This is a genomic window from bacterium (assembly GCA_016786595.1).
In the GTDB taxonomy this organism is placed as follows: Bacteria; Bdellovibrionota_C; UBA2361; order SZUA-149; family JAEUWB01; genus JAEUWB01.
Genome location: JAEUWB010000045.1, coordinates 23787 through 37030, shown reverse-complemented (window position 1 = coordinate 37030; position 13244 = coordinate 23787). Strand labels below are relative to the sequence as shown.

10 protein-coding genes are annotated in these 13244 nt (G+C 42.6%); 2 read left to right on the top strand and 8 right to left on the bottom strand.

Annotation, left to right across the window (positions count from 1 at the left end):
• Nucleotides 1-367: 367 nt before the first annotated feature.
• From JNK13_06750 to JNK13_06730, 5 genes are all read right to left on the bottom strand, one after another.
• Nucleotides 368-2512 (bottom strand): hypothetical protein, encoded by a 2145-nt coding sequence (locus JNK13_06750; GenBank protein ID MBL7662433.1) that lies wholly within the window; start codon nucleotides 2510-2512, stop codon nucleotides 368-370.
• A complete protein-coding gene (locus JNK13_06745; GenBank protein ID MBL7662432.1) occupies nucleotides 2496-3806 on the bottom strand; it encodes a hypothetical protein in 1311 nt (436 codons plus the stop codon). Before JNK13_06745 ends, JNK13_06750 begins: the two co-directional genes overlap by 17 nt.
• Nucleotides 3807-4054: 248 nt before the next feature.
• Nucleotides 4055-5857 carry a glycosyltransferase family 39 protein gene (locus tag JNK13_06740; protein ID MBL7662431.1) on the bottom strand — a complete coding sequence of 601 codons (1803 nt, stop codon included), beginning with the start codon at nucleotides 5855-5857 and terminating at the stop codon, nucleotides 4055-4057.
• Between the two features lie 425 nt (nucleotides 5858-6282).
• Nucleotides 6283-6642: a hypothetical protein gene (locus tag JNK13_06735; protein MBL7662430.1), complete on the bottom strand. Its 360-nt coding sequence runs from the start codon at nucleotides 6640-6642 to the stop codon at nucleotides 6283-6285.
• Nucleotides 6643-6788: 146 nt separating this feature from the next.
• The gene (locus tag JNK13_06730; GenBank protein MBL7662429.1) at nucleotides 6789-6944 is read right to left on the bottom strand and encodes a hypothetical protein; all 156 of its coding nucleotides are present in this window, start codon (nucleotides 6942-6944) and stop codon (nucleotides 6789-6791) included.
• 209 nt (nucleotides 6945-7153) lie between these two features.
• On the opposite strand from JNK13_06730, the gene JNK13_06725 reads away from it, so the two are divergent.
• On the top strand, nucleotides 7154-7477 hold the full coding sequence (locus JNK13_06725) for a hypothetical protein (protein ID MBL7662428.1): 324 nt from the start codon (nucleotides 7154-7156) through the stop codon (nucleotides 7475-7477).
• Nucleotides 7478-8241: 764 nt separating this feature from the next.
• Here the strand turns inward: JNK13_06725 and JNK13_06720 are convergent.
• A complete protein-coding gene (locus JNK13_06720) occupies nucleotides 8242-8658 on the bottom strand; it encodes a hypothetical protein (protein ID MBL7662427.1) in 417 nt (138 codons plus the stop codon).
• 577 nt (nucleotides 8659-9235) lie between these two features.
• Here JNK13_06720 and JNK13_06715 point away from each other — a divergent pair.
• Nucleotides 9236-11923: a phosphoenolpyruvate carboxylase gene (locus JNK13_06715; GenBank protein ID MBL7662426.1), complete on the top strand. Its 2688-nt coding sequence runs from the start codon at nucleotides 9236-9238 to the stop codon at nucleotides 11921-11923.
• 160 nt (nucleotides 11924-12083) lie between these two features.
• Here the strand turns inward: JNK13_06715 and JNK13_06710 are convergent, their stop codons facing one another.
• Nucleotides 12084-12497: an FKBP-type peptidyl-prolyl cis-trans isomerase gene (locus JNK13_06710; protein MBL7662425.1), complete on the bottom strand. Its 414-nt coding sequence runs from the start codon at nucleotides 12495-12497 to the stop codon at nucleotides 12084-12086.
• A gap of 143 nt (nucleotides 12498-12640) precedes the next feature.
• Nucleotides 12641-13240: a hypothetical protein gene (locus JNK13_06705; GenBank protein ID MBL7662424.1), complete on the bottom strand. Its 600-nt coding sequence runs from the start codon at nucleotides 13238-13240 to the stop codon at nucleotides 12641-12643.
• Nucleotides 13241-13244: the final 4 nt, after the last annotated feature.

The window sequence follows — 13244 nt, the reverse complement described above, 5'->3', positions numbered from 1 at the left end:
CTGACGTGTCGATATTCTTTTAGATAGCTTTCTCGATCAGTTGCTTGCTGCGATCTAAGCTCAAAACCAATTGTTGATTGCTTAGAGGCTTTCCAGGTTTGTATTAGTTGCGAAATAAATTTATCACAAACAAGATCGGCCCGAATTATGGGACCTGAGTCTAGCATTGGAAGCTGTATCGCGTATATATGATTGCGATCGTTTAGAAGGATAGTTTTCTGGAGTTCTTCTGAACAGGCTATGCGGTCTTCAATCTCGCTAATCTTAACAGTTACATAATATTTTTTAGCAGCATGGAAAGCAAAATATGCATAAATAGTGCACGTCAAAATCGCACTGAGTATTATGGTTGCTATGTTTCTGGCCTTCATTGAGTAGTTTGAGTAATATATTTTTTAGTAGTACTAGGTGAAAGTGTAAGTAGATTAAAAACTTCCTCGATATTTTCTGCGTAGCAATTTTCGAGTGCAAGTGAAATAGCAAGACAGATCTGTCTGATACTTTTATTATTTGCATTAATAATCATTAGTGGATGACCGTAGAAACTAATGGTTTGCATCGAGGTTGTGCTATTTAAAGCCGGTAAAGCTGACACTGAAAATTTTGCTAAAAAATGCTGAGCTGTTTGTAATTCTAAATAATCCCAATTCTTAGTCTTTGTTTGCCAAGATAAAATTTTGTGAGCAATAGGACAATGTTTTGTTAAAGTTTGAGCGAGTTGATGTGAAAGCATCTCTGCGGCGTTTGCATTCAGATTTTTCCAGTCCTCGATAATTTCTGAAGATAGTTTTAGTGCGGCAGATAATTCTTGAAGTTGCTTACGTGCTGTATGTGGAATCTGCTTAAAGTATATAGACTTAAGTTCGAGCGATTTTTTTGCTTCAAGCGGCTGGTTTAAATTAAAGTCAAAGCAGTCTATACACCAACCTGAATAAGAGTGCAGTGGAAACACACCTGCGGAAATCCTAGGCATGTACCATAGCCATGAACTAAAGCAGATTAGATCTACTTTCAGATGGGAACGAAGTTCTTGAGTGAATCTTGCTCGATTATCTCCGATTAACTTGGCATCTACTACAAGTAGTATTCCGTGGCGATAATTTGTATCTTTGAGTTTCAATGGTGAGCTACACCCCGCAAAATACTCTGACTTTGCTGCAACATGTAATGGACTACAAACTGGGCGAAATGCGCGAATCAAATGTAATCCGATCAAGGCATTTGCTGCTGCCTCAAGAAAAATTATTAGTGTAATATTTGGTCGCAAATATAAAATAAATAGTGAAAAGCAAGTTAGCAGAGAAATGCTACTGGCCCAGCTAAATCGTAGCATCAGCTTATCGTTGGCGATTGCTTGTGCTAAAATAATTCCAGAATTTTTTAATGCAATGCCCAGTGCATAAATGATGATCAAGAGAATTAGCGTGCTTGAATAAATTACTGAAGATGTTGCCCAAACTATCAGTAAGTAAATCAGTGGAATTGTAAAGACAAGTAAGAATATTACACGCTTCAAGTAATGCGTAAGTCTTTCTGCGATCAGAATCCTAGCTCGACTTGTCGCTAATGCTATTTCAAAGCTCACGGAATAGACAATTCTCTCGGGTATGAAACTTAAAATCAAGCTGCTTTGTAGGATAATAAAGTATGTAAGTAGTGATTGACTGTTTAATGAATACAGACTGAGTGCAATTCCAATTGATAAAACTGTCTGCGGAAGCATAAATAGTAGATGATGATTCTTGTTTAGTCTACGAGCTTCATGGAGTGATGCGAAGAGACTATAAATTGGGAAATGTAGCCTCTTTCGCAGGAGGGCTGCGCGAGTAAATACAACGAGGATAATCCCGCTTATTAAGTGTTTAAAAATTACTCCGAAGATATAAGTTACGATGACATAATCTTCGGTTGCGCAGAGAATTGCAAAGATTGGGATCAGCGATGCTATCAATAGTTGAAGGGTTGGTCGAGGATGCCTTCTAGTAACCGATGCAAAAGATAAAATTACAGCGCTGGCGTATTCGAGGGGGATGCAAAAAATGAACCCTAAACACAGCAAGATTGTCACTGTATTAGCTTCGAAATAGATTGAAGCTAGTAAAATCCCAAATGCAGTTATTATTCCATATGTAATACATAGAGAGTATAACTTATTGAGAGCAAGCTGCTGATCGATTTGCTGATCAGTTGATAAAATCGCGTAGCGCGACTGCAACGTGATGCTGCGCAGCAATTGTCGCGAGCAGCGTAGTGTAAAATAAATAATCGCAAATGTAGGCAGCTGGCTGATGCCAGCAGCTTTATATAATAGATAAAATTCCAGTAAAATTAGGCTACGTTGTGCGATTTTATAGGCAATTACGATTCGATTTCTGAACAAAGCATAAATTAATAGTTTGAAAGTATTGAACGAACCATCTGTAATTAATAGAAGTCCCCGAGCTTGCTTTGTAGCGCGCTGTTGAAGTCGCTCCGTGAGGCTTTGTCGGGCCTTATCAAAGATCTGTAACATGATTTAGATGTGAGTTGAAGCTGTGTCGTAGCTGTTTAGAATTTCGAAAGCGCGTATCAAAGGCGTAAAGTAATGATTTTAATCCCGCCCTACGTAAGTTATTAAATTGATGCCATTGAAATATTCGATCGTGGCTTCCGTGGTTTAGCGCTATCAGTGTTTTTTTTGCTATCCACCTATCCAAGTGCTGCACTGCTTTACGATTTGTGCAGTTTTTAATAATTTCAAGAAAGAATATACTGAATGAACCGTAGCATAGAGAACGATTAACAGCTCGTATGAGTGACTGAAATGAATCTTGTGAAGTCATCTGTAGTCGAGTATTAGTTGCATGAGCACGTCTTGTGAATTTACAAAAATGAGTTTTAAATTCTTTCAAACGACGCTTTGAAATAAACAACTCTCCAGACTCATTGATATTGAAGCCAAGGTAATCAAAATTCTTTTCACTCGGCGTGGAGTTATCAAAAGTAAAAGCAAGTTTAAATGATTTATTCTGGTTTAATGTTAAGCAGCGCTCTCTAATTAAATGCTCCGCGCGAGACTGTAACTCCTGTGCTAATGCCAGATCAGTAGTCGCGAGCAGAATGTCGTCGCCAAAACGTGCGTAGAAGGTTTCAGTTAGGTAGTCGAAGCTTTGATCAAATTTACTCAAATATATATTTTCACAAACGGGTACTAAATGAAAGCCGGTTGGTAACCCCTTCATGAGTTGATGATTGAGGCTAATTTGGGGACGTAAAAAATGATCGATTAGAGACCATAGGTAAGGATCTTGATTGCCTAAGTAATTTTCAAGATCTAAGCGCAATAGATTGTGATTAATATTTTCTCCATAGTTTGCAATATCGTACTTGGCAATCAGCAATGTTTTGCGATTCATTCTGCATAGTTTAATAAAATCTGCTAGTTCTTTGACAACTAAATAGTGACTTCGTCCTTTGCGGAATGAATATAAACGCGAACTAAGTTGGTTATCGACTGCGCGATAAATTGCTTGAGCAAGCACGCCTTCGATGATTCGATCTTGCCATGACATGCGATATAAGACACGCCGCTTACCTAATACAATTTCATAACTACTAGCAGGCCCAGGAATATATTTTTTCCTTTGTATGTCAGCAATAATTTCCTTAATAACCAGATGTTGATTATCTAAAATCCAAGCTAATGTTAGTGGTTGATTTTGTGATTTTGAAAATAATTTACGCGGCGTCTTTAATGCTTTTGCTCGTAGCTGATCGAAAAACAGATCGTAGTTTGCATACGTAGTGAGTTCGGTAAAAATGTTCACGTTTTATCAGCTTCCAATCATAAAGGCGAGAAGGTAATTTGAAAGCCCCCCTGCGGGGCTGTATTATCCTATGAATGACAACCTCCCCTTGTAGGTAGCATAAGCTCAAAATGTGTCACTCCCATGGACGAACTAAGGGGGAGCTTGCGCTCGTCTACTTCTCGCCGATACTAGAAGAGCATAATTTACTGTGTAGTAACAAGATTAAATTATTTTTTATAGCTGTAACACTATAAGAAGTCGATTCCTTATTGATAGTAGTAGAGCAGTTCAAAGAGTTCTTCGCTTTGCCGCTGTGCTTGCGTTGGATTATATTTTACAGATAGCTGGCCTAATAGTTTGCGCGCAGCAACCTGAGCGCTATTAATACTCAAAGATTTCTCTAGATCTTTTACAACTTGCTCTAAGGAGAGATCATGAGCTTGTAGACCTAACTCGGCAAGTTTAAAGTATTTTTGCGCTACTGCATACGAGTCATCTTTAATCGAATTTAAATATTTTCGTGCAACTAAGTATTGATGTCGCTCTTTAGCAAATGCTGCTAACGCGAGTTTTGCATAGTCTGAGAATCGCTGATTAGCGTTAGCAATTTTCTCGTATAAATGCTGGGCTTGTTCTTCTTGACTAGCTTCACTTAATGCGAAGGCATGCATATTATCGGCTGCAGAAGTATCATTGAAACCAGGTATTTCAATTTGCTTGGCGGCTATGAATGCAACAATAATAAGTAGAAAGTTAAAGTAGGAGATTGATTTTAACTCTCTCAGTAGTTGCCAGAATCGCACAAAATAAGATGCGGTCAAGGGGATCAGGCATACTAAGATCGGTAGACGATATCTTGCCGAAGAATAAAAGGGTAAAATGCTTAAGCAGTAAATTATCAATACCGATAAAATTACTTTAGACTTTTTGTCTTTGATGCCGAATGCAGCCAGGCCTAAAATGAAAATTAAGAATAAATATTCAAGACTAAGATGTGTGTACTGAAAGATCGAAATATAGGTTTTAAGTGTGTGGAGATCATAATGCTCGCAAGCATCATACCCAAAAATTATCGCCAAAACTCGGTAAGTAATTTTTTTCAAGTAACCTAAAGGATCGTTAAGAATATTTTCGACCCCTTGTTTGTACCAGTAACGAGAGGCTTCGAGTGGAGTAAGCCTTTGACCTAAGCGTTTTGCAGCTTCAACTTGAAATTGTATTTCTTGAATTGCTGGTAAAGGCTCGGCAAATTGTGTCGGTTGGAAATAAGGGTCAATGTTTGCCTGACCTGTGCCTAGATAAAAATTCATCCCACCTTGAGTAGAACTAAGAATAAAATGGCCCGAGCGTTGATAGTTAAAGTATGCAAAGGGCGAAATTACAGCACTGCAGCCTAGGATATACAGGAATAGTCTGGTTAGTTTTCCTGCTAACTTAAGGTCAGAGGTGCTAAGAAAAATTATTATTAAATTTAATGGAATCAATGCAAATGTGTTTTCTCTGGAAACCGCACAAAGGCCAGAAGCGATACCGACACAGAGCACAGCCATCAGCTGCGGTCGTTCGACAACGCGTAGTACCAAGAATAGATATAAACTAAAGCATGCTAGTTCTAAGGAAGTTTTTAATGGGACAATCGCATAGAGAATAAATGGCGAATATAAAGCAGCAAACGTTAATGCGATAAACTGAGCTTGCGGTCCTTGCACTTTTTTAGCTGATAGGGCGATCAGTAAACAGGCGAGGCTACCTAAAATAATATTCAAGTATCGAATCGAGTCTAAACCAAGATTCATTAACTTAATTGTAATCGCGAAAACATATGCGGGTAAGGGTGCAAATTTAAATGGCGTTGCGGTGCTGAATTTTGACTCTGCAATAGCGGATGCCCATTGAAAATATAGTTGTTCATCTGGTAATTGCGTACTGCCAAATGGGGATGCTGAAATTTGCTGAAAGGCAATTACTCTTATGCATAGACAAAGGCAGAGTAGTATTAGTATTAATACTGGCTCAACATATGTAGTAGATAAGCAGCGAAAAAAATGAGATAGCTTTGCAATTTTCATTAAGCTTAGATTTGATTACATTATAAGCTGCGTCAATATACAATTAATTCGCTTCTTTTCCCATTTTGTTAGCTAGTTTTAAAATTTTACAGAACTCCCAATTAGTTTGTAGAGCTAGTCGATGATACTCTTCTGTTGTTCATGCTCATCGAGAATATAGTTCAACCGAATACGATTACTGTTTGACTTACTTTAATTTATATTTGCGCACACTAGTTCCGGTAGATAAACAAGCTGCAATCTTAGACCTGGGTGCTGGAGCAAGCTTTCTTGTTCTCGCATTAAAATCTTCGAACTATCAAGATGTTCAAGGTTTTGATTAGTCGCTTGAACAAGTTAACTTTGCTCAGCGGTGCAATTTGCCAGTTGAACAAGGTGATTTATGGCAGGAACTATCAAAGCCCAATACGGTGAGTGTTGTTACCTTAGTTGACAACATTAAACATCTGCATCGTGAAACTTGTTTCACCTTGATTCAGGTCAGTAGAAATTTGATCGCAAGTAGTTTGAAATATTTGGTTTTTAAAAATTATTTTTGTATCCTCGCGATAAGGAAACGTGCGCCACACGTTTGTCGCGCCAGCGAAAATAATAGAGTTTGCTCCTACAGCTGCAGCTAAATGACCTATCCCTGTATCGCCAGAAAGAACCAACTGCGACTTTTCTCGCACTGCAGGCACAGTTAAAAGCACTAAATTTTTGATGTAGTGAATGTGCGATTTGAATACCCGATCGATAATGCTACTGATCTCAGATTCAAGTTCACTCTGCTCAGAACCAAGCACGACATCCAAATCTCATTTGGGCATCGACTTCAGTCTCGAATTCATCAGCATTGCAAGTTCAGACAGCCTCGGCCGCTTAGCTTTCTGTTCAGAGCCACTTCCTGGATGAAGGGCAATCCAAGTTTTATTATCCAAGTCACGCTCAGCTAACCAGTTTTGTGCAGTAATTCTTTGTTGATCTGTCCGCAAGAAGCAAAGACGCGCATCGCTGCAGCACCTTGATCTAAACTTGAACTCGCCAAGTATGACTGGCAAGTTTTGACGCAGATTTTGTGTAAATTATTTCGTTTTCGAATGCCCATTCTAGAGATTTTGCTGTCTTAACTATCAAGTTACTGTAAACATTAATATGTTAGCGATTGATCTTTCTCAAGTAATGTTTGAGTAGATGTGACAGACTGTAGTTGGCTGAATCTAAAATTTTTGCCAACTGCAGGTCTCTCATAAATTCTGGTTTTTTATCTCCTCTTTCCTTGAATTTTTTATGCGATTCAGGGAAGGAGGAATCCACATGAAAAAGCTGAAATCTTTTTGCAGTAAGCTGCCTGAGGTGACAAGCCTCGCTGCTGACACCTGCGGCATTAAGGTCATCCCATGGAAAAGCCTTAGCCCGAAGCATCGCCTGCTATCTGTCTTTATGGCGCTTGGAATTTGGGCCATTCCGTTCCTTGAACCACAGTTGGTGGAAGTTAAGGCACGGCCAATGACAACGCTCGATTCCAAGAGCTTTGAATTTTCTGGACTAGACCTGGAAGTAGGCGAGCCAGTGAGTTTTAAGTCTACTGAATTCGACGATCCCGCACTGCAAGCAGTGTTGGCAAAGGTAATGAAATGACAAATCGACCTGGCGCAGGGATTTTAGCTTTAGGAATTTGTTTTTCAAAACGGTTTTTAATACTGAGAGACTTGCGCCCTAGTTCTATAGAGAGATTCTTTGGAGAGAATAGAGAAGCAGTAATTTTCCTAAAAAAATTTATCGAAAAGATTTTTATCGGGGAGATGCCTAGGCAGAGCTCCCCGATAGCTGACACCGCTAGGCGGCAACGGCGAAGACGTGGACTTCTCCCAAATGCAGGAAGCTGTAGAGGAGTCCTTTCGCCATGACATAACCGGCTTTTCCACGCAGCTCCACAGCAGCGTGAAGTCCGCTCCTGGCGTGAACCTGGTCAACGGAGCCATGACAGACGAGTCTGTACTTGGCTGTGCTACGACGAGAACTTTGAAACATTTCGACTAGAGACATTGGTTTCTTCCTTGAGTTTTTTCCCTGACTTCCTTGAGATTCCCCCTCAGAGCAGGAGTAACTGTAAAATCTAGTTCTACAGTTACGCCTACACTCAGGTGGATTGATTAGTTTTAATCTGGAAAACCTTAGATTACTGCTTCTCCTGAAAGAGCTTAGACTGAATAAGCGCTTTGAGGAGAAGATTTACTTTAACTGGCTGCAAATATTTAGTTATCAAAGAACAAAAAAACTATTTTATTAGTTTTTACTAATTTGGAAATAGTTTTTTTTCTGTAAAATTAAAAAAGAAGGGAAAGAGAGAAGGTTTTGGTGGCTTGAAAACAACGTAGTTGCAACAAGCCACCGAGAAAACCTTAACCGACGCCGGCCATTTGGGGCACGTCACCGTGGACGATGGCTTCGCCTTCTGGTGTAAAAGTACCACAGCGGGACCCTTTGGGAACCGTATCAATGCTACTTGCCGTAACGATGTTACCGATCGCCATGGCTACGTGTAGCGTTGTGCGATTAGAGTTCCCTGCGAGACGGTCGTGGAGTAGCCCGCCCAAGTAGGCTCTCATCCCATCTTCTTTGCCATCGCCTTCCATCTTGAGGATGAAAAAGCGGTTGCCCTTGGCGCGTTGGGCTACGAATTCAGCGATCATGCCGAAAGCGTCTTGTAGGGATTTGAGTGGACTGGCGACAAAGACCGTAATCTCTGCCGCTTGGGCTAAACTATCAACCCGTCCGGGTTGGATTTTGACCCCGATGCCAGCTGGTAGTGACGTCATGTGTGTTATTTACTCCTGCATTTGGATTCTCATCTCTTTTCAGAGGCTGAGTATGCAGACGAGTTTCTAATTCTCGCTTGCACACTCAGCCTGATATAAAGCTGATTTGAACTCGCCAACACTGGAGCAGTGTTAAGAATCTAATAAAACCTATATTCTCTCTTACCGCTTCTCATCAGAAAAAATGAAATAAATCTTACTATCTGAAGATAGCGGCGCTATTAGAAGCTACCCAAAAAAATAAATGAATGAACAAATGCGAAACTAGATATCTATCACAAATCATTAATTTTTTGTCAATTCTACTTTATTTTACTTAAGAATTCTCCCATGATACTATTCGCCGACATTTGGGTGCATATCCCAGTTGTTGTTCTTTAAATCTCTTAATTTCTTTGAGTAGTAGTATCAAAGATGCCGTTTAATTCAGCTCCATACAGAGAGCCCTGAATTAAGACGGCTCTTCTTAATTCAGGTTTTTTAATGCCGTAACTGTTTTTCTTAACTGCCACCTTTCAAGGCGGATGACATGAGCTCGAGTGCTGATGTCATCCGCCTCTGGAGGCAGAACAAACACATGAAAATCAACACGGACGCGCTTAACGAGCGCATGCGCTTTTTGCGCAAAGGTCTAGGAGAAATCCTGGGCGAGCGGATTCTAGCTCAATTCGGAGACAAGACCTTCAAGCTCGTTGAGAAGATCCGCAAGGGATTTCTTACTGCTCGAAGGGAGAATGACAAAACTGGCTGGCTAAAGACCTGCCGCGACCTCGAAAAATTACCAGGCAACAAGCGCCGAGAACTGATCACTGCTTTTGCTGTTTTCCTTTTGGTTGACGGCATTGTTCTTCATGAAGGCCGAGCAAGTGCAAAGTTTTCAGGAATTGACGCGATTCTCGACGAGACCATTCGTGGTCTGAAAGAGGATCTAGGCTTAAGCGCTAGTCAGGCACAGGAAGTACTGAAATCACTGGCGATCTACCTGACTCTGACAACGCACCCAACCGAGGCACGTCCAGACGACGTGATTCGTCTCTTCGATGAACTGCGCCAAGTCGTGCGGCAAATCCTTGAGGCAGAAGACTACGAAGCAAAATACAGTGACTGTCGAGACCAAGCAGCCGGCGTAATCGAACGTCTCTTGGCAACGCCTTTAATCCGCGAAACGAAACCCGAAGTCATGGACGAAGTCCAAGGACAACTGGAAAAGTTTGGCGTGATTTACCAGGTCTTGCCCGCGGTCGTTCAAAACTTCGAACAAGCATTTGCTCGACACTATCCGGGAGAAGAATTCGACGTCGCAAGCGTTTTCGAGTTCTTTGACTGGGCAGGTGGCGATGCAGATGGTCATGACGGAGTGACTGCTGAGGTGCTTGAAGCGAGTTTCCGTGCGCGACATGCGTTTATCGTAGGCCGCTATGTGGGAGACTTAACTCAGCTTGCAAAGAGTGCCACGATGGAAACTTACGCCAAGGCTTGGCGCGAGTATACGGCAATGTTTAAAGAACGACATCGCCGGATGTCTGGACAGGCACTGCGCGTTCCTCAAGTGAGAAATGTTCTGGAGCACTTTATCTCTCGATGCGAAGCGCGCCTCCAAGGTGAGCCTCAAGTCGGATGGAAGTGCGCTGGAGACTTTCGAGCGGAAGTTACTGAGCTACGACAAGTTCTTACAGCGTGTGGGTTTACTCACTTCGCTGAGAGGCTTTACGACCTCGAAGTGCGCCTCAGAGTGTTTGGATTTCACCTGGCGACAGTTGACATTCGGCAGAACTCCCAAGTGCATGAAAATCTTGCAGGCCAAGTTGCAGCTACTTTTGGCTATCGCTTCGGTCAACCCTACCAAAAGCTGAACGAAGGGGAGCGAAGACGGCGCTTGCATTGGATGCTTTGTGCCAAGACAGGTCCGCTTCGTATTGACTCGGAGGAACTTCGACGCCTGGAAGTAGTCAGGTGGGCGCAAGAGTGGCTAGGCGCACGAGCATGCAGTCGCTACATCGTCTCTCAAACGGAGACATTGAGTGACTTGCTCGAGGTGCTACTGTTCTTAAAGCTTGCAGGGCTTCAAGGCACAGTCGACATCGTGCCTCTGCTTGAAACCAGACAAGCTCTGGAAAACGGTGAGGTGATTGTCACTTCAATGCTGAGAAACCGCTACTTGCGACCTCAAATCAAGTCGCGCGGCAATCGCGTCACGGTGATGGTCGGTTATAGCGATTCCAACAAGGAAGTTGGCTTTATCGCAGCCCGCCACTTAATCCGCGAAACCAAAATGGCAATTGTCAAGGCAGCCAAGCCCTACAAGGTGGAAGTTGTCTTTTTCGATGGTCGTGGAGGTTCGATCGGACGCAGTGGAGGGGACCCAATCGGGCAAGCGATTGCCATGGTTCCCGAAGGGATTACCTCAGGCAAGACAAGCTTCACTGTGCAGGGAGAAGCGGCTCAAGTCTTCTGGGAAGAGCGCTCGGCGAGTCTTTTCTTAAGCGATGCTCTATCGTCCTTACTGGTGAATGTGGCTCGCCTCAAACACCAAGGTCTTGAAATGCACGCCTTAAGCATGGAAGAGGAAAGCCTGCTTGCCCGCTTGAGTGAGAGATCGTCTGCAGCCTATCAGGCGCTTGTCGCCGAGGAAGGCTTCGGACGTTTCTTTGAAATGGTTACTCCGCGAGAACTAATTCAGAGCTGGAAGCGTGGCAGTCGACCGCAAAAGCGTCGAGACCTTGACCACGAACAAAGCTTTGCTGAGATTCTCAAAGAGGTGTTGCGCGCCATCGAGTGGCAGATTGGGTGGATCCAGAATGGATCTTATCTACCTGCAATTTACGGCGCGGGAACAGCCTTGAAGGAACTTGCCCAAGAAAACCTTGAGGGGCTGCAAAGTCTCTTGGAAAAAAGTCCGCACTTCAAATCGCTGATCAGAAACCTGGAGTTTGCCTTGCTTAAGGCCGACAACTGGGTGTTTGGGATGTTTGATGGCTTAGTGGAAATGGATCTGAAGTTTGGTGCGCAGATATTAGAGGAGACCGAGCTTGCTAAACAGGCAGTTCTTGCCATCACAGGCAATAATGAACTTCTCCAAGATGCACCAGACTCGAAGACTCGCATTCTTCGACGCAAACCCTACGGCGACCCGGTAGAAGCACTACTGTGGATTACGCTCAGGGGCTTGCGAGCAAGGCCAAGTGCTCGGACAAATAGCCGCCTTTTGCTGGATGGCCTGCTCTGCATGGCCGCCATTGCAATTGGACAAGGTGAGACGGGTTAGGTGTCCAAAAAAATGGGCAAAAAAACGGAGCGGTGGTTGTGTCAAACACCGCTCCGTCAATTTTTTCTTTAGGTTAAATTTAAGAAGAGCCTACCTTTCTTTTACGCCTATGTGGCAAGTGAAAGCTAGGCCCAAAGTAAAAGAGTTAATTATTTTGCAATTACTTTACAGCCAACAATTCAACATCAAAAATCAAATTTGCGTTTGGAGGAATTACTGATCCTGCGCCACGGGCACCGTAGCCAAGATTTGCAGGAATCATCAAGGTGCGCTTGCCGCCGATTTTCATGCCTTGCACACCTTCATCCCAGCCAGCAATGACTTGTCCAATGCCGAGGGAGAACTGGAAAGGCTCACCGCGGTCGACTGAACTGTCAAATTTTTTACCTTTCTTACCAGCTTCATCCAGCCATCCAGTATAATGAACAGTTACCATCTTGCCAGAAGTTGCTTCTACTCCAGCACCAACTTTTTCGTCAGTATAGCCAAGACCTGTTTTTGTTTTTGTAATATCCGCAAGTGCCATTGAAGCTACTCCTAAGGTTAGAATTAATAACAGAGAGAATTTTTTCATAAACGTGTCTCCAAAAATAATGTGGATCAGTGTAACTTAGAGAAGATAATTAGAGCAAGTTAAGGCAGTTAGTTACTTAGAAAATGACTTGTTTGATCACGACTGCTTTTAAGTAGTTTTCGGAATGAATCTTACTTCTCAAATTAATGATAAGTGACTTCGGTATGATTCGGCGTGCGTAGCGCTTGAAATAGTTTGGCTAGCGCTTTGGAGAGTTTTCCTTCGTTAACTTTCAAAAAATGATTTAACTCTTGAAGTTTCCTTTGATACTCGCGCTTACCCCAACTCGGCATTGCTTTACCCGAGCTTTCACGTTTGGACTGAAGCTGGGAAAATTTTTCCTTTTCCTTAAGAATGCTGGCATAGCATTCAGCCCGCTCGAGTAAGAGCTCCTCAACGATCGGTAACTCCTCGATCCGTGAGCCACTACTATCAGCGATTAATAGACAGCGACTGAGAATATTCTGGTTTACTTCGCGTGCAGCCGTGATCGAGCTAATTGAAGATTTCGCATTGAGAATGAAGGCACTCTCGAGCTCTTGCAATGCTTTGGTGAAATTATTGTCTTCAAGTAAAGTGTCTGCGCTGCTCAGCCTCAGGTAGGCGCGTTTTACTGCAGCCATTTCTGCCATTTCGCCAGGGAGTTTAAAAAGTGAGCTCGCCAGAAGTTTTAAGAAGAACACACAGAGCGCGCAGCCGCAGGCAAGTAAAAAAAGAGCGATCAGTGTTTCTGCTGGGGACATAAGT